This is a genomic window from Mycobacterium sp. 23, assembly GCF_048287075.1.
GTDB lineage: Bacteria > Actinomycetota > Actinomycetes > Mycobacteriales > Mycobacteriaceae > Mycobacterium > Mycobacterium gordonae_B.
This window is the reverse complement of record NZ_JBLVUX010000005.1, coordinates 784667-806976: the sequence shown is the minus strand read 5'-3', so window position 1 is coordinate 806976 and position 22310 is coordinate 784667. Positions and strand designations below refer to the sequence as shown.

21 protein-coding genes are annotated in these 22310 nt (G+C 66.9%); 13 read left to right on the top strand and 8 right to left on the bottom strand.

The window, feature by feature from the left end; translation table 11 throughout:
* Position 1 precedes the first annotated feature (1 nt).
* Complete coding sequence (locus ACNQS7_RS04915; protein WP_418011676.1) at positions 2-685, bottom strand: MBL fold metallo-hydrolase; 684 nt, start codon at positions 683-685, stop codon at positions 2-4.
* A 139-nt stretch (positions 686-824) separates the two neighbouring features.
* Between ACNQS7_RS04915 and uvrA the strand changes: the two genes are divergently transcribed.
* The 5 genes from uvrA (at position 825) to ACNQS7_RS04890 (ending at position 6894) form a co-directional block, all read left to right on the top strand.
* Positions 825-3731, top strand: a complete 2907-nt coding sequence (gene uvrA, locus ACNQS7_RS04910) for an excinuclease ABC subunit UvrA (RefSeq protein WP_418011675.1) — start codon at positions 825-827, stop codon at positions 3729-3731.
* Between the two features lie 32 nt (positions 3732-3763).
* A complete protein-coding gene (locus ACNQS7_RS04905) occupies positions 3764-4054 on the top strand; it encodes a hypothetical protein (protein ID WP_418011674.1) in 291 nt (96 codons plus the stop codon).
* A gap of 5 nt (positions 4055-4059) precedes the next feature.
* Positions 4060-5946 carry an alpha/beta hydrolase gene (locus ACNQS7_RS04900; protein ID WP_418011673.1) on the top strand — a complete coding sequence of 629 codons (1887 nt, stop codon included), beginning with the start codon at positions 4060-4062 and terminating at the stop codon, positions 5944-5946.
* 97 nt (positions 5947-6043) lie between these two features.
* Entirely contained in the window at positions 6044-6523 is a 480-nt protein-coding gene (locus tag ACNQS7_RS04895) for an LppA family lipoprotein (RefSeq protein ID WP_418011672.1), read from the top strand.
* Between the two features lie 2 nt (positions 6524-6525).
* Positions 6526-6894 (top strand): hypothetical protein, encoded by a 369-nt coding sequence (locus tag ACNQS7_RS04890; RefSeq protein ID WP_418011671.1) that lies wholly within the window; start codon positions 6526-6528, stop codon positions 6892-6894.
* A 1-nt stretch (position 6895) separates the two neighbouring features.
* Here the strand turns inward: ACNQS7_RS04890 and ACNQS7_RS04885 are convergent, their stop codons facing one another.
* From ACNQS7_RS04885 to lysX, 6 genes are read right to left on the bottom strand one after another with little or no spacing between them, the layout of a single operon-like run.
* Positions 6896-7777: a DMT family transporter gene (locus tag ACNQS7_RS04885; protein WP_418011670.1), complete on the bottom strand. Its 882-nt coding sequence runs from the start codon at positions 7775-7777 to the stop codon at positions 6896-6898.
* Between the two features lie 34 nt (positions 7778-7811).
* Complete coding sequence (locus tag ACNQS7_RS04880) at positions 7812-8981, bottom strand: winged helix DNA-binding domain-containing protein (protein WP_418011669.1); 1170 nt, start codon at positions 8979-8981, stop codon at positions 7812-7814.
* A gap of 8 nt (positions 8982-8989) precedes the next feature.
* Positions 8990-9220 (bottom strand): hypothetical protein, encoded by a 231-nt coding sequence (locus ACNQS7_RS04875; RefSeq protein WP_418011668.1) that lies wholly within the window; start codon positions 9218-9220, stop codon positions 8990-8992.
* Positions 9221-9230: 10 nt separating this feature from the next.
* On the bottom strand, positions 9231-9668 hold the full coding sequence (locus tag ACNQS7_RS04870; protein ID WP_418011667.1) for a DUF6653 family protein: 438 nt from the start codon (positions 9666-9668) through the stop codon (positions 9231-9233).
* A 3-nt stretch (positions 9669-9671) separates the two neighbouring features.
* The gene (locus tag ACNQS7_RS04865) at positions 9672-11180 is read right to left on the bottom strand and encodes an alpha/beta hydrolase (protein WP_418011666.1); all 1509 of its coding nucleotides are present in this window, start codon (positions 11178-11180) and stop codon (positions 9672-9674) included.
* A 57-nt stretch (positions 11181-11237) separates the two neighbouring features.
* Positions 11238-14573 carry a bifunctional lysylphosphatidylglycerol synthetase/lysine--tRNA ligase LysX gene (gene lysX, locus ACNQS7_RS04860; protein WP_418011665.1) on the bottom strand — a complete coding sequence of 1112 codons (3336 nt, stop codon included), beginning with the start codon at positions 14571-14573 and terminating at the stop codon, positions 11238-11240.
* Between the two features lie 416 nt (positions 14574-14989).
* On the opposite strand from lysX, the gene infC reads away from it, so the two are divergent.
* From infC to ACNQS7_RS04830, 6 genes are all read left to right on the top strand, one after another.
* The gene (gene infC, locus ACNQS7_RS04855; RefSeq protein ID WP_418015882.1) at positions 14990-15580 is read left to right on the top strand and encodes a translation initiation factor IF-3; all 591 of its coding nucleotides are present in this window, start codon (positions 14990-14992) and stop codon (positions 15578-15580) included.
* Between the two features lie 56 nt (positions 15581-15636).
* The gene (gene rpmI, locus ACNQS7_RS04850) at positions 15637-15831 is read left to right on the top strand and encodes a 50S ribosomal protein L35 (protein ID WP_055579168.1); all 195 of its coding nucleotides are present in this window, start codon (positions 15637-15639) and stop codon (positions 15829-15831) included.
* Between the two features lie 90 nt (positions 15832-15921).
* Entirely contained in the window at positions 15922-16311 is a 390-nt protein-coding gene (gene rplT, locus ACNQS7_RS04845) for a 50S ribosomal protein L20 (protein WP_055579169.1), read from the top strand.
* A 29-nt stretch (positions 16312-16340) separates the two neighbouring features.
* Positions 16341-17141, top strand: coding sequence for a TrmH family RNA methyltransferase (locus ACNQS7_RS04840; RefSeq protein WP_418011664.1), 801 nt, complete (start codon positions 16341-16343; stop codon positions 17139-17141).
* A 151-nt stretch (positions 17142-17292) separates the two neighbouring features.
* Positions 17293-18279, top strand: coding sequence for a PE family protein (locus ACNQS7_RS04835; RefSeq protein ID WP_418011663.1), 987 nt, complete (start codon positions 17293-17295; stop codon positions 18277-18279).
* A 187-nt stretch (positions 18280-18466) separates the two neighbouring features.
* The gene (locus ACNQS7_RS04830) at positions 18467-19261 is read left to right on the top strand and encodes a PE family protein (protein WP_418011662.1); all 795 of its coding nucleotides are present in this window, start codon (positions 18467-18469) and stop codon (positions 19259-19261) included.
* Between the two features lie 6 nt (positions 19262-19267).
* Here the strand turns inward: ACNQS7_RS04830 and ACNQS7_RS04825 are convergent, their stop codons facing one another.
* A complete protein-coding gene (locus ACNQS7_RS04825) occupies positions 19268-20311 on the bottom strand; it encodes an oxygenase MpaB family protein (protein ID WP_418011661.1) in 1044 nt (347 codons plus the stop codon).
* A 262-nt stretch (positions 20312-20573) separates the two neighbouring features.
* Here ACNQS7_RS04825 and ACNQS7_RS04820 point away from each other — a divergent pair, with 262 nt between their 5' ends.
* A complete protein-coding gene (locus ACNQS7_RS04820) occupies positions 20574-21455 on the top strand; it encodes an adenylate/guanylate cyclase domain-containing protein (RefSeq protein ID WP_418015881.1) in 882 nt (293 codons plus the stop codon).
* 8 nt (positions 21456-21463) lie between these two features.
* Positions 21464-22252: a rhomboid-like protein gene (locus ACNQS7_RS04815; RefSeq protein WP_418011660.1), complete on the top strand. Its 789-nt coding sequence runs from the start codon at positions 21464-21466 to the stop codon at positions 22250-22252.
* Positions 22253-22310: the final 58 nt, after the last annotated feature.

The window sequence follows — 22310 nt, the reverse complement described above, 5'->3', positions numbered from 1 at the left end:
ACTACCAGCCGCGCTCGCGCCACTCCTGAATGTGCGGGCGTTCGGCGCCCAACACCGTGTCATCACCGTGGCCGGGATAGATCACGGTGGAGTCGTCGTACACGTCGAACACCCGGGTGGTGACGTCGTCGAGGAGCTGCTCGAAGTCGCCGGGCTGCCAGGTCTTGCCGACGCCACCCGGGAACAGGCAGTCGCCGGTGAACAGGTGGGTCACCCCGTCGGTCGCGGACCCGTCCAGCGCCAGGGCGACCGAGCCCGGGGTGTGTCCGCGCAGGTGGATCACGTCGAACGTCAGATCTCCGATCTGCACCGTGTCGCCGTTCGCCAGCAAACGATCCGGCCGGACCGGGAGGGGCTCCGCGTCGATCTCGTGAGCGGCTGTCGGCGCTCCGGTTGCCTCGGCCACGGCTTCCAGGGCCTGCCAGTGGTCGAAGTGTTGGTGACTCGTCAGAATCAGCGATAGCGTCGGCGCGTACCGTCGAATCAGGTCGATCAGGACATCAGCGTCGTTCGCGGCGTCGATCAGCAGGGTTTCTCCGGTCGCGGAACAGGTGACCAGGTAAGCGTTGTTGTCCATCGGGCCGACCGAGGCCTTCACGATCGTCGCTCCGGGCAGCGTGCGTCGGGCCGCCGTGCCCGGTTCGACGTGTCCGGTGTAATCGTCGCTGAGCTGGGAAGCGGTCATAACCATGCACGCTACTTGGATGGCTGGCCGGGGTGCTTGTCGGTGGGGGCACCTAGCATGGAATGCGGCCTGCGCTCTGACTGTTCCGCTGTGATCGTTCAACGCCAGGTCCCTACGAGTTTCAGCCGAAAGGGGCAGCGTGGCTGACCGCCTCATCGTCAAGGGTGCGCGCGAGCACAACCTGCGCGGTGTCGACCTTGATCTACCCCGGGACGCCCTGATCGTGTTCACCGGGTTGTCGGGGTCGGGCAAGTCCTCGCTGGCGTTCGACACCATCTTCGCCGAGGGCCAGCGCCGCTACGTGGAATCGCTGTCGGCCTACGCCCGGCAGTTCCTCGGGCAGATGGACAAGCCGGACGTCGACTTCATCGAAGGCCTTTCGCCCGCGGTGTCCATCGATCAGAAGTCGACCAACCGCAATCCGCGCTCGACGGTCGGCACCATCACCGAGGTCTACGACTACCTGCGGTTGCTTTACGCCCGCGCCGGCACCCCGCACTGCCCGATCTGCGGTGAGCGCATCGCGCGTCAGACTCCGCAGCAAATCGTCGACCAGGTGCTGGCGATGGAGGAAGGCATCCGGTTCCTGGTGCTCGCGCCCGTGGTGCGAACCCGGAAGGGAGAGTTCGCCGACCTGTTCGACAAGCTCAACGCGCAGGGGTACAGCCGGGTGCGGGTCGACGGGGTGGTCCACCCGCTGACCGACCCGCCGAAACTGAAAAAACAGGAGAAGCACGACATCGAGGTGGTGGTGGACCGCCTCACTGTCAAGGCGAGCGCCAAGCAACGGCTCACCGATTCGGTGGAAACCGCGCTGAACCTGGCCGACGGCATCGTGGTGCTGGAATTTCCCGACGACCGCGACGAGCATGACCACCCCCGTGAGCAGCGCTTCTCCGAGAAGTTGGCCTGCCCCAACGGGCACGCCCTGGCCGTGGACGACCTGGAACCGCGCTCCTTCTCGTTCAACTCGCCCTACGGCGCCTGCCCCGAGTGCGTGGGTCTGGGCATCCGCAAGGAGGTCGATCCGGACCTGGTGGTGCCCGACCCGGATCTCACCCTGGCCGAGGGCGCGGTGGCGCCCTGGTCGTCCGGCCACACCGCCGAGTACTTCACCCGGATGATGGCCGGACTGGGCGACGCGCTCGGCTTCGACGTCAACACCCCGTGGCGCAAGCTGCCCGCCAAAGCCCGCAAGGCGATTCTGGAGGGTGCCGACCAGCAGGTGCACGTGCGGTACCGCAACCGCTACGGGCGCACCCGGTCCTATTACGCGGAGTTCGAGGGCGTGCTGGCGTTCCTGCAGCGCAAGATGTCTCAGACCGAGTCCGAGCAGATGAAGGAACGCTACGAGGGCTTCATGCGGGACATCCCGTGCCCGGTGTGCGACGGTACGCGGCTCAAGCCGGAAATCCTGGCGGTGATGCTGACCGCGGGGGAGCACGGCCCCAAGTCAATCGCCGAAGTCTGCGAGCTTTCGATCGCCGATTGCTCGGACTTCCTGAATGCGCTCACACTGGGCACCCGGGAGACCGCGATCGCCGGGCAGGTGCTCAAGGAGATCCAGTCCCGGTTGGGCTTCCTGCTCGACGTCGGGCTGGAGTACCTGTCGCTGTCGCGGGCGGCGGCCACCCTGTCCGGCGGTGAGGCGCAGCGCATCCGGCTGGCCACCCAGATCGGCTCCGGGTTGGTCGGTGTGCTCTATGTCCTCGACGAGCCGTCCATCGGGCTGCATCAGCGGGACAACCGCCGGCTGATCGAAACCCTCACGCGGCTAAGGGATCTGGGTAACACGTTGATCGTCGTCGAGCACGACGAGGACACCATCGAGCACGCCGACTGGATCGTCGACATCGGGCCCCGAGCCGGTGAGCACGGCGGACTGATCGTGCACAGCGGTCCGTACAGCGAGTTGTTGACGAACAAGGACTCGATCACCGGCGCCTATCTGTCCGGGCGGGAAACCATCGAGATGCCCGCGCTGCGGCGTCCCACCGACCGCAAGCGCCAGATCACCGTGGTGGGGGCACGCGAGCACAACCTGCGCGGCATCGACGTATCCTTCCCGCTCGGGGTCCTGACCTCGGTGACCGGTGTATCCGGCTCCGGCAAATCGACACTGGTGAACGACATCCTGGCCGCGGTGCTGGCCAACCGCCTCAACGGTGCGCGGCAGGTGCCCGGGCGGCACACCCGGGTCACCGGCCTGGACCACCTGGACAAGCTGGTCCGGGTCGACCAGTCGCCGATCGGCCGGACCCCGCGGTCCAACCCGGCCACCTACACCGGGGTGTTCGACAAGATCCGGACCCTGTTCGCCGCCACCACCGAAGCGAAAGTGCGCGGCTACCAACCGGGCCGGTTCTCGTTCAACGTCAAGGGCGGCCGATGCGAGGCCTGTACCGGCGACGGCACCATCAAGATCGAGATGAACTTCCTGCCCGACGTGTATGTGCCGTGTGAGGTCTGCCAGGGCGCCCGCTACAACCGGGAAACCCTGGAGGTGCACTACAAAGGCAAAACTATCTCCGAGGTGCTCGACATGTCGATCGAGGAGGCTGCGGAGTTCTTCGAGCCGATCAGCGGTATCCACCGCTACCTGCGCACCCTGGTCGACGTCGGCTTGGGTTACGTACGACTCGGACAACCTGCGCCGACGCTGTCCGGCGGTGAGGCCCAGCGGGTGAAGTTGGCATCCGAGTTGCAGAAGCGCTCGACCGGACGGACGATCTACATCCTCGACGAGCCCACCACGGGCCTGCACTTCGACGACATCCGCAAGCTGCTGAAGGTCATCAACGGCCTCGTCGACAAGGGCAACACGGTGATCGTCATCGAACACAACCTGGACGTGATCAAGACCTCGGACTGGATCGTCGACATGGGACCCGAAGGCGGAGCCGGCGGCGGAACCGTTGTCGCCCAAGGCACTCCGGAGGACGTGGCCGCGGTGCCGGAAAGCTACACCGGGAAGTTCCTGGCCGAAGTGGTGGCACCGCCGGCCGCCCGGCGCACCGGCACCAAACGACGCAAAGTCAGCGCCTAATACCTTGGCGCTGCACCGGTAAAATCCCCAGGATGGGCGACCTGTTTCAAGTTGATCTCGACAACTTGCACAGGCTCGGTGCCACCCTGGCCGGGCACGCAGACGCGATACGGGCGTTGAAGATCACCGCTGCGGTCGAAATGCCGGGCTCGCCGGTGCAGGAGGCTGCCGCCCAAGTCGGCGATGCCGTCGTCAGAGGATTCGGAGTGGTTGGCGCCGGCGTGCGCCGGATGGCCGATTTCTCGGCGGACGCCGCCACCACCTACGAGGCCGTCGATCGGGGGTTCGCCGACCAACGGCGTCAGTACACCGGCGGACGCTAGTCGAGGTGACCACGATCAGTCACGTGCGCGGCTGCAAGCCGGAGTCGATGACGGCTTTCGCCAGGGACTTGAGCGCTCAGAGCAATGCATTCAACGCGCGGGTCGACCAGATGGACCGCGACGTGGACGCCGCGATGGACAGCTGGAAGGGCGAGGCTGCGAGCGCAACATCGGTCCGCGCGATATCGGAGAAGCTGGGGGCCAACCACATCGGCTCGACCGTGATCACACTGGCGGACACGTTCAACACCTACGGCGCGCAGCTGGGCGCCTCGCGCAACGCCCTGCTGAGCATCGTCGACGGCGACATCCCCGCGGCCGGAATGACCGTGGACGACGAGGGCAACGTCAAGGCCCCGCAAGTGCCAGGCGCCAGGTCGGGGGACTTGCTGGCGTACCTGCTGCAGGCACAACTCGACAGCCAGGCGGCTGATTTCCAGGTTCGGGTCAAAGAGCTGCTGGCCCAGTTCGGTGACGGGGAAAACCAAGCAGCACAAGCTATCTCGACTGGCCTGCAGGAACTGGCCGGGTACCGACAGCGGCCGGACGGCGCGCCGGTCGGTCCCCAAATACAGGCCATCCTCGACGGCAGGTCCCAGCCGCCCGCCGATCCCGAGCAGTTCCACGACTTCTGGGACGCCCTGAGCCCCGCCGAGAAGGACGCGCTGTACCAGCGCGACCGCTATATCGGAAACCGGGACGGCATGCCCGCCGTGGATCGGGACTACTACAACCGGGAGACCCTGGCAGACGAGCTGGTCCGGGCCCGTTCCGCCATCGCGCAGGCCGATGCCCTGCGCGCACAGCATCCCGACTGGGCGGCCGGCAACAACGTTCCCTCACCCAACGAGCCCGGAGCGATCTTCGACGACCGCCTCGCCTACGAGGCGTGGAAACGCCGGTACGACGCCGCGCTGGGCGGGACGCGAACCCTGCCGGATCTGCAGGCCGTCGACAAGGCCGTCGGCGGCAAGCCCGACCGCAAACTGTTGCTGCTGGACACCCAGAACGGGCGTCAGGCCCATGCCGCCGTCGCAATCGGTGATCCCGACACCGCCACCCATGTCTCGGTGACCGCGCCGGGACTCAACACGACCGTCCACGGCGCGATCACCGGTATGGCCGAGGAAGCCACCAACATGCGGCTGGAAGCCCTGCGCCAGCTGGCGACCACGCCCGGCCGCACCCATGAGACGGTGTCGGCGATCGCCTGGATCGGCTACGACGCGCCGCAGATTCCCGGTCTGGACGAGAGCGGCAGGTCTCTGGCGGGCGCCTGGGGCGTCAGTCATGACGATCTGGCCCGAACGGGGGCGCGCGGTCTGGCCGGTTTCTACGACGGAATCGGGGCCGCACACGACGGTGGCCCGGCACACCTGACCGCGATCGGGCACTCCTATGGCTCGTTGACCACCGGGCTGGCCCTGCAGGAGCCCGGCAACCATGGCGTCAGCGACGCCCTGTTCTACGGTTCACCGGGCATCGAAGCCTCGACGCCGCAGCAGCTGCACCTGCAGCCCGGGCACGTCTATGCCATGGAAACCCCGGACGACCCGATCCAGCTGACCTACGACGCTCCGCCGCTCGCCCGTGCCGGCGCGCCCTTTCTGCCGTTCCCGTTCAACGTGGGCGCCCTGGGTGGGTTGTCACTGCTGGACGCGTCGGGGGCCGGCCAGTTCGGCCCGAACCCGGCTACCAACACCGAATTCACCCGACTGGGTACCGGGCCCGCCATCATCCCGGACGGCCACGGCGGCACCCTCAGCCTCGAAGGCGCTCACGGGCACAGTGACTATCCTCGCCAAGGCGGCAACAACCTGCCGCGGACCACGGGCTACAACATCGCCGCCGTCGTGGCCGACCTGAGCCATCGGGCGATCCCAGGAAGCTGATATGACCCGTCACAGGACGATGCGCGCCGTCAGGGGCGGCAGCACGATTATCCGGGTAGTGACCTTCGCTGCCCTTCTTGCGGTGACAGGATGCCACGTGGACAGACCGTACGAACCCACCCCGCCATCGGAGGCGACGCAGGCCCTCCGGCAACTCAAAGCTCTGCCCTCGCTCGAGGACACCACGGCCCAGGTGCAGGCAGCGATGGACGAAATCACCTCAGCCGCAAGCAGATTGATTCCCGAAATGAAGTGGGAGACGCTGCACGAGGGAACCACCGGAAATTGTGAGCGACCGTACGAGCAGACGGATGGACAGCGATACTTCCTGCCGGATCGTGTCGCAGAGAACGTCGCGGTATCGGAGCAGGCCTGGACGGCAATAGTCCAGGCGGCGAAGGAGTCGGCGGCGAAGATCGGCGCCACCGACGTTCAGGTCATGAGAAACCAGCCGGGAGATCACGATGTCTGGTTCTCCGGACCGACCGGCATCTTCATCAAGATCGGTTATGCCGGCAACCTGGGGGTCGCGGGCTACACCGGTTGCCGGTTACCGCGGGACAAGAAGATGGGCTGACCGTGGCCGGACGTGACGGGTTCGAGGAACTCGGCCTCAAGGTGCAGCGCGCCCAGTCCGCGCTGGCGCAGGTCCGCGGCGTCGGTGCGGCCGACGGCATACGAGTGGTGGTGGATGCCGAGAACCGGTTGCTGTCGGTGACGGTGCCCGACGAAGCCACCATCCTGGCCGCCTACAACGCCGCCGTGGACGACATGCGGCCCAAAGTCGAGGACGCGATGCGTGAGGTCCGGTCCGATCCACGGGTCGAGGCGATGTCGACGTTCGTCGAAGCGAACACGGTACGACAGCAAGCCGAGAGTCGGCCCGAGGTCGAGGACGACGACGCGTACTACGAAGAACGGTATCGCCGGGGCTGGCGCGATCGCTGAGTCAGCGTCGCAGCGCTGCTGCCGCCTCCTGCGTCTGGGCGCCCTCGCCGCGGGCCAGTGCGATCGTGGCCGCCAGCATGGCCGCGATCGCCACCGGCAGCGCGACCGCTCCGACACCATGCGCCGTCAGATGCTCGCCGAGCACGGCGACGCCCAGCATCACCGCGACCACCGGCTCGCCGACCAGCATGATGGGGACCGACGCCTGCAACGCCCCGGCGTGAAAGGCCCACTGCTGCAGCACTGTCGCCACGACCGCCAGGACCACCAGCACGTACGGCGCCGGCGAGGTGAAAAGGGCGTGCCACCCGCCGACCGCATAGCGGTGCGTGCAGGTCTTGGTGAGCACGGCGATCATTCCGAGCAGCAGGGCCACCGCCACGCCCAGCCACGAGGCGCGGACTCGGCCTTCGGTCCGACGGGCGGCCAGCACCGCCACGAGCACCGGCACTGCCGCCCCGAGGGCCAGCGTCCAGGCCGGCGTCGGAGGGCGATAGTTTCCTTCCCGCGGCTTCCCCACCAGCACGAACACCGCGAGGGAGGCGGTCAGCAACGTGGCCCAGGCCCATTCGGAGCCGGGCACGCGGTGCCCCAGTCGAACCGCACTGAGCGGCAGGACGAACAGCAACGAGGAGACCAGCATCGGTTGCACCAGCAGCAGCGATCCGTGCGCCAGGGCCATGGCTTGAAACGCGTATCCGGCAGTGGCGGCGGCCGTGCCCGCCCACCACAACCGGTCGCGAAGGACGGCGACGGCGCCAGGTCCGCCGTCGAGCGCGGGATTCTGCAGGGCGGCCTGCCGGACGACGATGCCCACCGCCGCGACAAACGATGCCAGCAACGCCGAGCCGATCGCGACCGCATGCGACATCAGCCAGTCCATGGTGCTCGCATACCCGGTGTCCCGTCCTTCGATGTCACCGCTGCGGAACCGACTTCGACAACGGGGAGGGGAAGCGCGCGTTGATCCGGACCCCGTCCAACCAGTCGGTGAGTTGATCGGCCCGCTGCTGTAGAGATCGCCGCGCCTCGGCGCCGGGATCCTCCAGCAACTGCAGGTGAACGCGCGCCCGGTCGTCCTGGCACCACCCGCCGACTACCCGCCCGTTCCACCATGCGGTGGGCCCGGCGTTGCCATTGCTGTCGAAGACCTGACCGCGATGGTCACCTAAATACCAGTCCCGCTCCGACCAGCCCATCGTGGTGCAGTCCAGACCCGGGAGCAGCGCGCTCCACGGGGGCACCTCGGGCTCGACCGCCAGGTCGTTGGCCAAGGCGTATCCGGCGCCGCCATGCAGGTCCACCTCGACGGCGCCGACGGTGGCCAGCGCTGCCCGCACCGCCGTCAGCGTGGTGCCGAACCACCACTTGATGTCGGTGACGGTCGCCGGACCGAACGTCTGCAGCCACCGGCGGATCAACTCGGCCCGCGCAGCGGCCTCGGGCAGGGGTGTGCCGCGCTCGGTCAGCCAAGTTGTGGCGGCGCTCCACCGGGGGCGCGACGCGGTCCAGCCCCCGTCGTTGGGGCCACGCACGATGTCCCCGCGCGCCGACAGCACCGTCAACACCCGCGGGGCTACCGGAACTGAACCGCCCCAGGGCTTTCCGGGTGCCGGATCGTAGCTGCCGGCCAGCTCCGGCAGCGCGGCCCGCAGTTCGGTGCTGCTGGCCGGTCCGTGCTCAGACAGGTGGCGCAGCACCGCGGCGCATGCCTGATCGAGCCAACCGTCGCCGTCGGTGGTCACCTCGGCCTTATGCAGGTCGGCGACCAGTCGGCGCCGCTCGTTGTCGGCAACCTGGGCGCTGGCCGCCGCCTGGACCAGCGCCACGTCGTCGGAGTTCACCACCCACAGCGTCCTGCGCATCGCCAGATGCTTCAGCGCAGAACGCTTTTCGTACAACACCCGGTCCAGGGCGGTGGTGGAGAAGCCGCGGCAGCGCGCCCACAGCGACAGGTACGGGGTGGCGGGATCGGTGGCGTGCAGTCCGATCAGCCCGGCGGTGACGCGGGACACCGAACCGGTGCTGGACAGAAAGTGTCTGCGCGCCAACCGGTTCCGGCGCTCCGCGATGCTGAATTTACGCATACGCCGTGTCAGTCATCGGTGCGCATGGACTCCCTGATCTTGGCCAGGCGCTCCGCGGCAGCCCGTTGACGCTCCTCGTACTGCTCCTCCACGGATCTGCCCTCGGCGGTTTCGGCCGCGAGTTCCTCGGCGCCCTGGGCGGCCCCGAAGCGCGTCTCGATCTTCTCGCGCACCGAGTCGAACGTCGGCGCACCAGAGTCGTCGTAACCGGGGTCTGGGGGAGAGGGTTGGTCCGGCATGTTCGACACGTTACTGGTCACCGGCGTCGGGACCGCCCTGCCGCGCGAGGTAACGCACCATCTGCTGCCAGTAGAGCATCGTCAGTGCCATCTGCACCGCCACGGCGATCGCCGCCGGACGCAGGTGACGCCGGCGAGCGGCGACCACCCCGACCGCTGCCGCCACCGAGGTCGCGACGCTCACCACCATGGCGGCATCGCGGGGGCGACGGCTGATCCACAGTTCCTCACCCAGCATCGCCCGAGTGGCCCAGGCGCGGTGGTGGCGCGGCTCGCCGAACACAAATGGGTTGATCGCCAGCCACGCGGCGAGCAGCACCGCGTGGCTCCGTCGCCGGGTCCAGACCGGAACCAGAGTCAGAGGTGTGCCGGCCCAGCGGGTCCAGGCGCTCCAGGGGTGGCAGTGCCGTGCGAAGATGGCGCGCCGGACGCCGGCAACTCGGGCCACCGGCTACCGTCCGGCCGCGACCACTTGCGCACCCGACGGCCCGACGGGGAGCGGAGGGGTAGCGTCGCCCGGTAGCGGAATCCGCGGCACCCCTGGGGTGCCCAAACGCCCGGCCAGCCACGGCAGCGCCGCGGCGAAGGCCTGATCCGCGAATGGCCAGTCATGCTTGCCCGGTTGCGCGATGACCGCGCAGTCGATGTCGTAGGAGCGACCGAGCGCACACAACGCGTTGGCGGCCGCAGTCTGGTTGCTGGGGTTGGCCGCGGCGTCACGACCTGCCTGTCGCATGGCCGGTGTATCGGCGATCGGCAGTTCGCGGTGCGCGGGAATCGCGAACCATCCCGCAACCCCGCTGTACGGGCCATGCCGGGTGATCACGGTGGTCGGGTCGAATGCCGCCCAAGCCTCGGCGTCGCCACCGAATAGCCGGGATATCGTCTCTTTCTTGTTGCCCGCATTGGGATAGAGGTCGCCTGCCACGTCGACGAACGAACTGAACATGCCGGGATGCATGACGGTCAGGTCCACCGCGCAGGTCCCACCCATCGACCAGCCCACGATGCCCCAGTTGGGCGGTTCGGGGCTGGAGCCGAATTTTGAAACCATAAACGGCACAACATCTTTCGTCAGATGGTCGGCGGCGTTGCCGCGTCGCCCGTTGACGCACTCGGTGTCGTTGTTGAAAGCGCCGCCGGAGTCCACGAACACCAGCACCGGAGCATTGCCGTCGTGCGCCGCCGCGAAGGCGTCGGCGGTTCGCACCGCATTGCCGGCCCGTACCCAGTCAGCGGGGGTGTTGAACTGGCCGCCGATCATCATCACTGTCGGCAGCCGCGGCGGGGGATTAGTCGCGAACCAGGCCGGCGGCAGGTACACCAACTCACCGCGATGCTTGAAGTGCGACGCATCGGAAGGGATGACGACGGGCACCACGCTGCCGCGGGTGGGGCGAACGCCCTTGCCCATCATCGCCGCGACGGTGACCAAATCGGCCTGGTCGGGCAGTGGGCCGGACGTGAGCTGACCCCACGCGGCCTGCACCGTGGGGAAGTAGCCGACCCACATGTTGAGCGTCAGCGCCGTACTGAACAGGGACAGCGGCACGGCCAGCAGCGCAATGCCGCGCCGCCACCAGTGCGCGCTGCGCCACCCGAGCACCAGCACCGTCACGGCCATTCCGGCCAACCCGGCCCACACCCACAGCGCGTCCGGGGCCGGTTCGGTGGAGAGCCGGCTGACATACACGCGCGTCCCGTACGCCGCACCCGCGCCCGCCACCGTCGCCAGCGGCAGCCAGCGCCGCCGCCACACCCGCGTCCGCCAGCCGATCGCCACCAACAATGCCGCGCCGGTCACGACCTGAACGGTGATCGGCACCCAGCCGTGCATCAGGGAGGTGTGACTGAAGGCCTGCGTCGAGAACCCCTCAGCCGACGCAGCGTGCGCCAATTCATGAGGCGTCGACGCGGTCACAGGTTCATTGTTGTTCGCCGGTATCCCATCCGGGAACATGTTTCCGCACTATTCCCTGTGAGTTAACTGAGTCCGGGCGGGTCAGCTAAGTCGGAGCTAGTGCGGCTTGGCGAGCGGGAACGGTAGGGTCTCGCGGATGCTGCGCCCGGTGATCAGCATGACCACCCTGTCGACGCCCATTCCGAGGCCTCCGGTGGGGGGCATCGCGTACTCCATCGCCTGCAAAAAGTCCTCGTCGAGCTCCATCGCTTCCGGATCGCCGCCGGCGGCCAGCAGCGACTGCTCCTCGAGGCGGCGCCGTTGCTCGACGGGGTCGGTGAGCTCGCTGTAGGCGGTGCCCAGCTCGACGCCCCACGCCACCAGGTCCCAGCGTTCGGCCACCCCGCGCTTGCTGCGATGTGGCCTGGTCAGCGGCGATACCGAGGTCGGAAAGTCGATGTAGAACGTCGGATGCTCGGTGCGGTCCTCGACCAGGTGTTCGTAGAGTTCCAGCACGACCGCGCCGGTGTCCCAGTACCCGCGATAGGGAATGCGGGCCGCGTCGCACAGCTTGCGCAGGGTCTTCAGGGTGGTGTCGGCATCGATGTGCTCACCGAGGGCCTCAGACACCGCGTCATGCACGGTCTTCACCGGCCACACCCCGGAGATGTCGACCGGCTCCAGCCTGGCCCCGTAGCTAATCGAATCATCCTGAGTTCTGGGCCGTAGTGCGATCTGGGCGCCGTTGGCGGCCTGGGCCGCGTTCTGGATCAGTTCGCGGCAGCCGTCGATCCACACCGTGTAGTCGGCGTGCGCCTGGTAGGCCTCCAGCAGCGTGAACTCGGGATTGTGGCTGAAGTCGACGCCCTCGTTACGGAAGGCCCGGCCGAGTTCGAAGACCCGCTCCACGCCGCCGACGCACAGGCGCTTGAGGTACAACTCCGGCGCGATTCGAAGGAAGAGGTCCATGGCATAGGCGTTGATGTGGGTCACGAACGGGCGGGCGGTGGCACCGCCATGCACCTGCTGGAGCATGGGCGTCTCGACCTCGATGAAGCCCTTGGCGAACAAGGTCTCGCGGATGGACCTCAGAGCACTGCTGCGGGCCGTGATCAGGTGGCGCGATTCGGCGTTGACGGCCAAATCGACGTACCGGGTCCGTACCCGGGCTTCCGGGTCGGTGAGTCCCTTCCACTTGTCCGGCAGCGGCCGCAGGCATTTACCGGTCAGCCGCCAGTGCGTGACGATCAGCGACCGGGTCCCTTTATCGCTGAACCCCATCCGCCCGGTGGCTTCCAGCAGGTCGCCCAGGTCGATCGCCGTGTTGAAGTCGGCCGCCCGGCCCTGCTCCAGGCGCGAATTGTCCAGCAGCAGTTGCATCTCGCCCGACCAGTCGCGCAGGTGCGCGAACAGCACGCCGCCGTAATTGCGCACCCTGAGGATACGTCCGGCCACCGAGACCGAAGCCCCGTCTTCGGCGGCGAGCGCCTGTGCGACGGTGTGACTGGGCGGCTCGCCCACCGGGTACGCCTCAATGCCGCTGTCCTGCAGTTTCTTCAGCTTGGCCAGCCGGACCCGCACCTGTTCGGGCTGGCGGCGCCGCATGTCGTCGCTCCCCGGCAGGTCTGCCACCTGCAGTCCGCTGACGTCAGGTGCCGTTCCGTCGGGGTGCAACAGTCCGCTGTCCACCAACTGCTGCGGCACGGCGGGGTGGTGGCCGGTGTGTACCTTGTCGCGCCGGGTGAAGGGCAACGTCAGGAAACCCTCGGCGAACGCCGACGCGACGCCGACCTTGGGTATCAACCGAGCGTCGTCGTAGCAGGCAAACCGTGGCACCCACTCGGGCTGGTACTTCATGTTCGAGCGGTACAGGGTTTCGATCTGCCACCAGCGCGAAAAGAAGATCAACAGTCCCCGCCACAGCCGCGCAATCGGGCCCGCCCCCAATTGTTCGCCCTGCTCGAACGCTGAGCGGAACATCGCGAAATTCAGCGAAATCCGGTTGATCCCGAGGCTCTCGGCGTGCAGCGCAAGCTCGCTGACCATCAGTTCGATGGTGCCGTTGGGGGATTCCCGGGAGCGGCGCATCACGTCCAGTGAGGCGCCCGTGTTACCCCACGGAACCAATGACAGCATCGCCACCACCTGGTTGGCCGGGCCGATCGCCTCCACCAGGAGACAGTCACCGTCAGCCGGATCTCCCAGCCGGCCCAGCGCCATGGAGAAGCCCCGCTCGGTTTCGGTGTCACGCCAGGAGTCCGCGCGCTCGACGGTCTGCGTCATCTCGTCCCGGGGAATGTCGCGGTGCCGGCGGATGCGCACGGTCAGCCCGGCCCGGCGAGCGCGTGTCACCGCTTGGCGGACCCCGCGCATCTCCGGGCCGGACAACTTGAATTCGGCCGGTCGCAGAATCGCCTCGTCGCCGAGCACCAGAGCGTTGAGGCCGGCGTCCTGATAGGCCTGGGCGCCTTCCGAACTGGCGCCCATGACCCCCGGCGACCAGCCGTAGGTCCGGCAGAGTTCCATCCAGGCCGCGACGGCCTGCGGCCACGCCCGCGGGTCGCCGATCGGGTCGCCACTGGCCAGGCAGACCCCGAGTTCGACCCGGTAGGCGATCGCGGCGCGACCGCTGGGGGCGAAGATCACCGACTTGTCGCGGCGGGTGGCGAAGTAGGCCAGCGAATCGTTCTTCCCCCAGAGTTCGACGAGCCCGCGGATGGCGGACTCGTCCTCACCCGTCAGCGCGTTGTCGGCGCGCTGCGAGAGGAACAACACGATGGTGGCGGCGATCAGTGCCAACGCGCCGAACAACCCGAAGATCGCATTGAGGAAGACGTGCGGCCGGCCGGTGAACAGGTCGGGATCGGCGAATCCGAAGCCGACGACGCGGTTTGCCACGTACGGCAACCGGTCGGGCGCCGCCAGCGTCCCGGGAAACATCTCGACCAGTCCCCAGGACGCCAGGATCCCGATGGCGCCCCCGACCAGCAACACGCCCGCCGCGCGGAACAGCGCGCCACGGCGGACCTTGGCCCAGAACTCCCGATAGCCCAGGACCAGTAGCACGATCGTCAGGACGTGGAAGGCAAACCCGAGGTTCTCGCCGAATGCCTCGGCGGGGGTGTTTCCGCCGGCAGCGATGTCGACGGCATTGATCCCCGCGGCCACCACCATGTTGCCCAGCAACACCCACCAGGCGATGCGTTTGCGAGCCGCCAGCGCCGCCGCCAGCAAGGCCAGCACGAACGACCAGGCGAAGCTGGTGTCGGGAAAGTTGAACAGGTAGCTGTTGATGAATTCCCGCGGCTCGTGGATCAGCCACCGGATCAGCGGGGACAGGCTGGCGAGCAGCGACACGGTCGCGATGACGCCGACGGTCCACCCGGCTACCGCTGGTAGCCAGTGATACCGGGAAGTCGGCCGGCGCGTCGGGCGCGGCTTAGTGAGTGTCACAGACCGCGAGGATATTCGCTTATGCTGGGAAATTCCCGGCGATGGTGCCGACTTGCCAAGACTGGCTTGATAAATGGACGTCGGACGTCCGCGCCCGGCGCATTGGCGGACTGATCCGTTATGCCTGCTAGACTGATCGCTGCGACCATCCCGGCGTCAGGCCAGGGACAGTGAAGAGGAGTCCCACTCCCACCGGCTGCCACGAGATTCCTCAAGGCAATCCGGTCCGGTCACAGGCATCGTGAAGATGTCTGTTCTGTGCATTGCGCAGGCGGTTTGACCAGTTCAAGCCGTTGATCGGTCGGCAATGGGCCCTGCATCTGCAGGGCTTTTTTGCTGATGGTTGGTGTGCCTCCACCACTGTTTCCGGCCCCGTCCACGGCCGCACTGAAACAGAAGCCAACGAGGGAGGCCCCATCAGCACTGAGACCCGCGTCAACGAGCGCATTCGCGTGCCTGAAGTTCGATTGATCGGCCCGGGGGGAGAGCAGGTAGGCATCGTGCGTATCGAAGACGCACTCCGCGTCGCCGCGGACGCCGATCTCGACCTTGTCGAAGTAGCCCCCAATGCCCGGCCGCCGGTCTGCAAGATCATGGACTACGGCAAGTACAAGTATGAGGCGGCGCAGAAGGCGCGCGAATCCCGCAAGAATCAGCAGCAGACCGTCGTCAAGGAACAGAAGCTGCGGCCCAAGATCGACGACCACGACTACGAGACCAAAAAGGGCCACGTGGTCCGCTTCCTCGAAGCGGGGTCGAAGGTCAAGGTCACGATCATGTTCCGCGGCCGCGAGCAGTCACGGCCGGAGCTGGGCTACCGGCTGCTCCAGCGGCTGGGCGCCGATGTCGCCGAATACGGATTCGTCGAGACATCGGCCAAGCAGGACGGCCGCAACATGACGATGGTGCTGGCACCGCACCGTGGCGCGAAAACCCGCGCCAGGGCGCAACATCCGGGCAGTGCGACGGGACCGGCCGATCCGGCAGGCGACGCGCAACCGTCCTAGCAACAGCTCGCAGCACCACCAGAACAGCTCACGAGAACCAGGAAAACCGAGGAAACATGCCTAAGGCCAAGACCCACAGCGGGGCTTCGAAGCGGTTCCGGCGTACCGGCACCGGCAAGATCGTCCGGCAGAAAGCCAACCGCCGGCATCTGCTCGAGCACAAGGCGACCAAGCGCACCCGTCGGCTCGACGGTCGCACGGTGGTGTCGGCCAACGACACCAAGCGGGTCAACTCGCTGCTCAACGGCTAGCACCGCGCCGCATCCCCCAACGAAACCCCCTATCGACAGCGGGCTTTTCGGCAGCCCCCGACCGATTTTGAACGAGAGTAGGAACACCCCATGGCACGCGTGAAGCGGGCGGTCAACGCCCACAAGAAGCGGCGCAGCGTCCTGAAAGCTTCGAAGGGTTATCGCGGTCAGCGATCCCGGCTCTACCGCAAAGCCAAAGAGCAGCAGCTGCATTCGCTCAACTACGCCTACCGTGACCGCCGCGCCCGCAAGGGAGAGTTCCGCAAGTTGTGGATCTCGAGGATCAACGCCGCCGCGCGTGCCAACGACATCACCTACAACCGGCTGATCCAGGGCCTCAAGGCCGCCGGCGTCGAGGTGGACCGTAAAAACCTGGCCGACATCGCTATCACCGATGCGGCCGCGTTCACCGCGCTGGTCGAGGTTGCCCGTGCCGCGCTGCCGGAGGACGTCAACGCGCCCTCCGGAGAGGCTGCCTGACAGCGGCCTGACCGGCCGGGTTTCAGACCATGAGGTCCGCGCTGACCGAACGTTCGGCTCGGGTGGTCGCCGCGGTCAAGCTGCACCGTCATGTCGGCCGGCGCCGCGCGGGGCTGTTTCTCGCCGAGGGACCCAACCTCGTCGAGGCGGCCCTGCGGCGTGGGCTGGTCCGGGACCTTTACGTCACCGAGGACGCCGCGCGCCGGCATGACGCGTTGCTTGCCGGGCAGCTTGCGCCGGTGCACGTAGTGACGGAACGGGCCGCAAAGGCGTTGTCGGACACGGTGTCTCCGAGCGGTCTGATCGCCGTGTGTCAGATCCCGGCGACAAGCCTCGACGACGTGCTGGCCGGATCGCCGGGGCTGATCACGGTTGCGGTGGACATCAGCGAGCCGGGCAACGCCGGCACGCTCATCCGCATCGCCGACGCCATGGGCGCGGCAGCGGTGATTTTGGCCGGGCACAGCGTCGACCCCTTCAACGGCAAGTGCCTGCGCGCCTCGACCGGCAGCATCTTCTCCATCCCTGTCGTCGTCGCGCCCGACGCTCCGCAGGTGCTCACCCTGCTGCGTACCGCCGGCCTGCAGGTACTGGCCACCGCGGTGGACGGCGAGATCTCCCTCGACGATGCCGACCCGATGCTGGCGCGGCCGACGGCGTGGTTGTTCGGGCCCGAAGCGCAGGGGCTCCCGGGTGAGGTTGCCGCACAGGCCGATCGCCGGTTGCGTATACCTATGGCGGGGGGCGCGGAGAGTCTGAATGTTGCTGCGGCCGCGGCCATTTGCATGTACCAGAGTGCCCGGGCCCTCCAACTCGGTCAGCGAACCTGATCTGTCGGTCGGAGGCGTCGGATTGCCGGAACCGTCCAAATAGCGAAGATCGGAAATTCGTCGGTGACAGTAGTGAAGTCCGACTGTTACTATTCGGCTCTCGTCTAATAGCCGGGATAGGGGTCGGTGGGTCTCCGTAAAGGGGGAATTCATGTCTGTTCTCAGCATTGTTCCGGAGGCCGTAGCAACGGCAAGTAGCAACTTAGAGAGTGTGGGGTCTGCTCTGCGCAGCGCAAGCGACGCGGCGGTGCGCCGCACCACCGCGATCGCACCTCCGGGAGCGGACGAAATTTCGTCGGCGATCACGAGGCTATTCGGATCGCATGGCCAGGAATTCGCTGCGGTCAATGCCAGGGCCTCGGCTTTCCACGCCGAATTCGTGAAACTGCTGAACGGTGGAGCGCTGCAGTATGTGAACGCCGAGATCGCCAATGCTCAGCAGACTTTGAGTAGCCTGCTCGGCGGCGCCTCGGTGGTCAACCCGGCCGAGGCCGTCAGCCAAACCAGCTCAATCAGCACCCCGTTCGGCCCGATCGCGATCACGCAGACCTTCGATATGCCGTCATCCGGCAATGGTCCGCTGAGCGCATCCATAAGTGCCGTCACTCCGCTGGGTCCGGTGTCGTTCGCCATCAACGGCGCAGTCTCCACCGTGGCCAGCCCCACTTCGGTCGTGTCGACCCTCGGCCTCACCGGCGGGACGGTCGGATTCCCCACTCCGCTGCGACTCCTCGTCGGCGCTGCGGGTCCGGTAGTCACCGGTGGGTACTCCCTGTTCAACAGCTATAACGCGGTTACCTCGGCGATGACCGGCGGAAACGTCCTCGGAGCGGCCACCGCCTTCTTCTCGGCACCGTTCGACTGGACGAAGGCCGTGCTGTTCGGGCATCAGACGGTCACCTTGCCCTTGGGGCAGCTCGCGGCGAGCGGACCGGACATCAGCCTGGGCATCCCGTTCGGCGGGCTCCTGGCCCCTTCGGCGCCGATGACAATGTCGGTACCCCAGTACAGCATCGACCTCGATCCCGGCCCTCCCACCGTGACACAGGCGTGGACCGGTTCGAATTTCGCCTTCGGTGGTTCACAGTTCGGCGGTCTCGGTACCGAATTGTTGAAGGCAATCGGTCTGCCGCTGTAACCTACGACGCGTTGCGCGAACAGCGTCAAGCGCCCGGTTTTCGTCTGCGACAGCAAATCATTTGCATGACGACATTTCTCCCCAACATGCGAATTCGTTCAGCTGCGGTTTGACATCCCACTGTTAGTATTCATCTCGCGTCAAATAAACGGGCTGGTGTCGAAAGACCGTCGGGACAGGGGTAGCTGTGTCGCAATTAATCGTGGTGCCGGAATTGTTGAAGACAGCCAGCGGGTGCCTGGAAACGATGGGTGACGGACTTCGAACCGCGAATGCCGCGGCGGCGGCCCGAACAACCGCAATCGCGGCCCCGGCACTCGATGAGATCTCGACGGCCATCGCAGCCCTACTGGGTAAACACGGCCGGCAATTCCAAGCCCTGAGCGCCCAGACCGCGGCCTTCCATGACACTTTCGTCAATTTGCTCAATGGCGGTGCCGCGCAGTACCTGAGCGCCGAATTCGCCAACGTACAGCGGACTCTGGCGCATGCTGGGACCCTTGGTGCGGCCGAGGCCAGCCCGTTGGACACTTTCATCAGCCTCACCACGGTGAGCCAGAGCTCCAATTACGGCCCGTTGCAGATTTCTTCGAGCTTCGGCCTGGGCGGCCTGTACCAATCCGCGATCCTCAACGGCCCGCTCGGTCAGGTGGGCGCGTTGTGGCTGAGCGCGGCGCCGATCATCCCCGCCGACCTGAACAGTGTCGGCGGGTTCGCCGCCAATGTGACCGGGACCGTGAACACGGCGTTCGGCCCCGTCACATGGATGTCGGCGGGTGGCAATCTGTTCGTCTCGCCGACCGGAGTCTTCACCGGATCACTGAACGGGCCCACGCCGCTGGGTCCGGTGGCGATAACGGTGAACGGAACCGTGCCCACCGTCACCGGGGGCTCGATCACGGCATTGGGCTGGGAGTTCTACTACCAGGGCAACCAATTCGGTTTGGTCCCGCGGTTCCTGCAGCCACTCGGCGTGATCTAGCAGGTCTCAGGCCGCCCGGCTGCGTCCGCGCGCCGGCCGCAGCCCGGCGATCGACAGCGTGCCGTGCACCAGCGCGCCGGCCCGCTCCATGATCAGGCGTGCCGGCTCAAGCGGGGAGCGGGGCTTAGGTGGGAAGTAGTGCATGGGCAGCCCACGGCGGTCCCGGGGTGGCGCCATGAACGAGGGCGCCTCGACCAAGGGCGCGTCACCGCTGATTCGGCCCTCCGCGCGGCGGTAGGCGGCCAACGCGCGGGGATGTAACCGGATCTCGTCGGGCACCGCCAGGAACGCCAGCTCCACCAGCTTGCCGAAGGCGCGGAGCAGTATCTCGTCGCCCGGGGTCCAGCGCATGCCGGCCTTCTCGCGCACCGCGGGCTCGAACAGGCCCGCCGCGATCCAGCGCTGACCCGCAACCATGGGCTTGAACAGCTGGTCCCAGACCGCAGTCGGCATCAGGACGAACTTCGGCTTGGGGATCCGGATCTGGAAGATGTCCAGGACCGCCTGGTTGATCTCCAGCTCCTCGCGCCCGACCCGCTCCCAGTACTCCTGGAATTCCTCCCACGACTTGGGTACCGGCCGCATGCTCATCCCGTACATCCGGTACCACTGCACGTGCTCGTCGAATAACTGACGCTTCTCGGCTTCGGTCAGGCCGCCGCAGAAATACTCCGCGACCTTGATGACGAGCATGAAGAACGTCGCGTGCGCCCAGTAGAACGTCTCCGGGTTGAGCGCGTGGTAGCGCCGGCCCGCGCCGTCGGTTCCTTTGATGGTGCGGTGATAGCTCTTGATCTGCTGGCCGGTTTGGGCCGCCCGGTCGCCGTCGTAGACCACGCCCATGATCGGGTAGACAGACCGGGCCACGCGCTGCAGCGGTTCGCGCAGCAGGATGGAGTGCTCCTCGACCCCGGCTCCGAGTTCGGGATACATGTTCTGGATCGCGCCGATCCAGATTCCCATCATCCCGGTACGCAGGTCGCCGAAATATTTCCAGGTCAGCGAGTCGGGCCCGAGGGGGTCAGTCGCAGTCGTAGATGTAGCGGTCATCACGGCCTCCCGAGCGCCTTATTTGCGCTCACGATAAACGCTGACAACATGCGTTGTCTAGCACCTCCACATATGCGTCGCGTCTGTGTTACGGACCCTCCACAGCACCGCCGCACTCCCGTGATCAGCGCGTTTGCGGCGACGTGTGACACAAGTGGCCTGGGCCTCGTTGCCGGGCTCAGTCCGGAGCACCTACCCTTGCCGAGTGGAGGTCGGGTCTGGCGAAGCGGAGTCCGGCGTGACCGATGAGACCGCGACAGCGGTGGCCGAAGGCAGTACCACTTCCGGCGCCACTGCGGATGCCGCTCCCCGGCGTTCCCCGGGTAAATGGCTCAGCAACACCAACCACAGCCCGGGCGTCGTGGACTTCGTCAAGCGGGCACGACGCCTGCTGCCGGGGGATCCCGAGTTCGGTGATCCCTTGTCGACCGCAGGGGAGGGCGGTCCGCGAGCCGCCGCACGGGCCGCCGACCGGCTGCTGGGCGATCGCGACGCGGCGTCACGGGAGGTCAGCCTGGGCGTGTTACAGGTGTGGCAGGCGATGACCGAGGCGGTCTCCCGTAAGCCGGCAAACCCTGAGGTGACGCTGGTGTTCACCGATCTGGTGGGTTTCTCCACCTGGTCGCTGCAAGCCGGGGACGACGCCGCCCTCACGCTGCTGCGTCAGGTCGCCAGGGCGGTCGAGTCTCCGCTGCTCGACGCCGGCGGGCATATCGTCAAGCGGATGGGCGACGGCATCATGGCGGTCTTTCGTCGTCCCGGAGTTGCGGTCAAGGCCGTCCTGGCCGCCCAGGAGGCGATCAAATCGGTTGAGGTGCAGGGCTATCGACCGCGAATGCGGGTTGGGATCCACACCGGCCGGCCGCAGCGGCTGGGTGCGGACTGGCTGGGTGTCGATGTGAACATCGCGGCGCGGGTCATGGAGCGCGCCACGAAAGGCGGCGTGATGATCTCGGGCCCGACGCTGGACCTCATTCCGCAGAGCGATCTGGACGCGATGGGCGTCACCGCCAAGCGGGCGCGCCGACCGATGTTCGCCAGCAAGCTCACCGGCATTCCGCCAGATCTGGCTATTTATCGCCTGAAACTTCACAAAGAGTTGTCAACCAGCGATAACACAAATGAGACAAACGCCCATGCATAGTGGAAGTGATGCTTTCTAACGTTTTCACCGGGTTGTCGCGCGTCCGCTTCACCGTGGGCTACGTCGCGGCTCTGTTCGCCGTCAGCACGACGATGCTGATGCTCAGCCCGCAGGCCCATGACAGCGTGATCCGGCACGCCAGCACCAACCTGCACAATTTGTCGCACGGAAGGCTCGGCACCCTGGTCGGCAGCGCCTTCGTCGTCGAGGCGGGGCCGTTGTGGTTCTGGCTGCCCTTCCTGACCTGCCTGCTGGTGCTGGCCGAACTGCACCTGCGCACCCTCCGACTGCTGGTGGCGTTTCTGGTCGGCCATGTGGGTGCCACGCTGGTGGTCGCGGCGGCCCTGGCGACGGCTGTGAAGATGGGCTGGATGCCATGGTCGATCACCCACGCCAGCGATGTCGGGATGAGCTACGGCGCGCTGGCGGCGCTCGGCGCGTTGACCGCCACGATCCCACGGTCCCTGCGGTCAGCGTGGATCGGCTGGTGGATCTCGGTGAGCGTGTTCGCCGCGATCATCGGCGGCGAATTCACCAACGCCGGTCACGCCGTCGCCGTCACCCTCGGTGTCCTGGTCTCGCTGCGCTTCCGCGCCCCGATCCACTGGACACCGGCACGACTGCTCATGCTGCTCGGATCGGCGGGGTTCGGCTTCCTGATGCTGGCGCACAGCATGTGGGGTATGGCTGGTGGTGTCGTGTTCGGCCTGTCGGGGGCGCTAGTGGCGCACCTCCTGACCAGGCGTTTGGGTCGCGTCGCCGCTCCCGTTCCGGCGCTTGTGCCCTCAGCAAACTAGAATCGGCTTCTGTTTCGAGGCATCGAGGAGCCTGAGGTCGCCGAGAACCCGCTTTTGA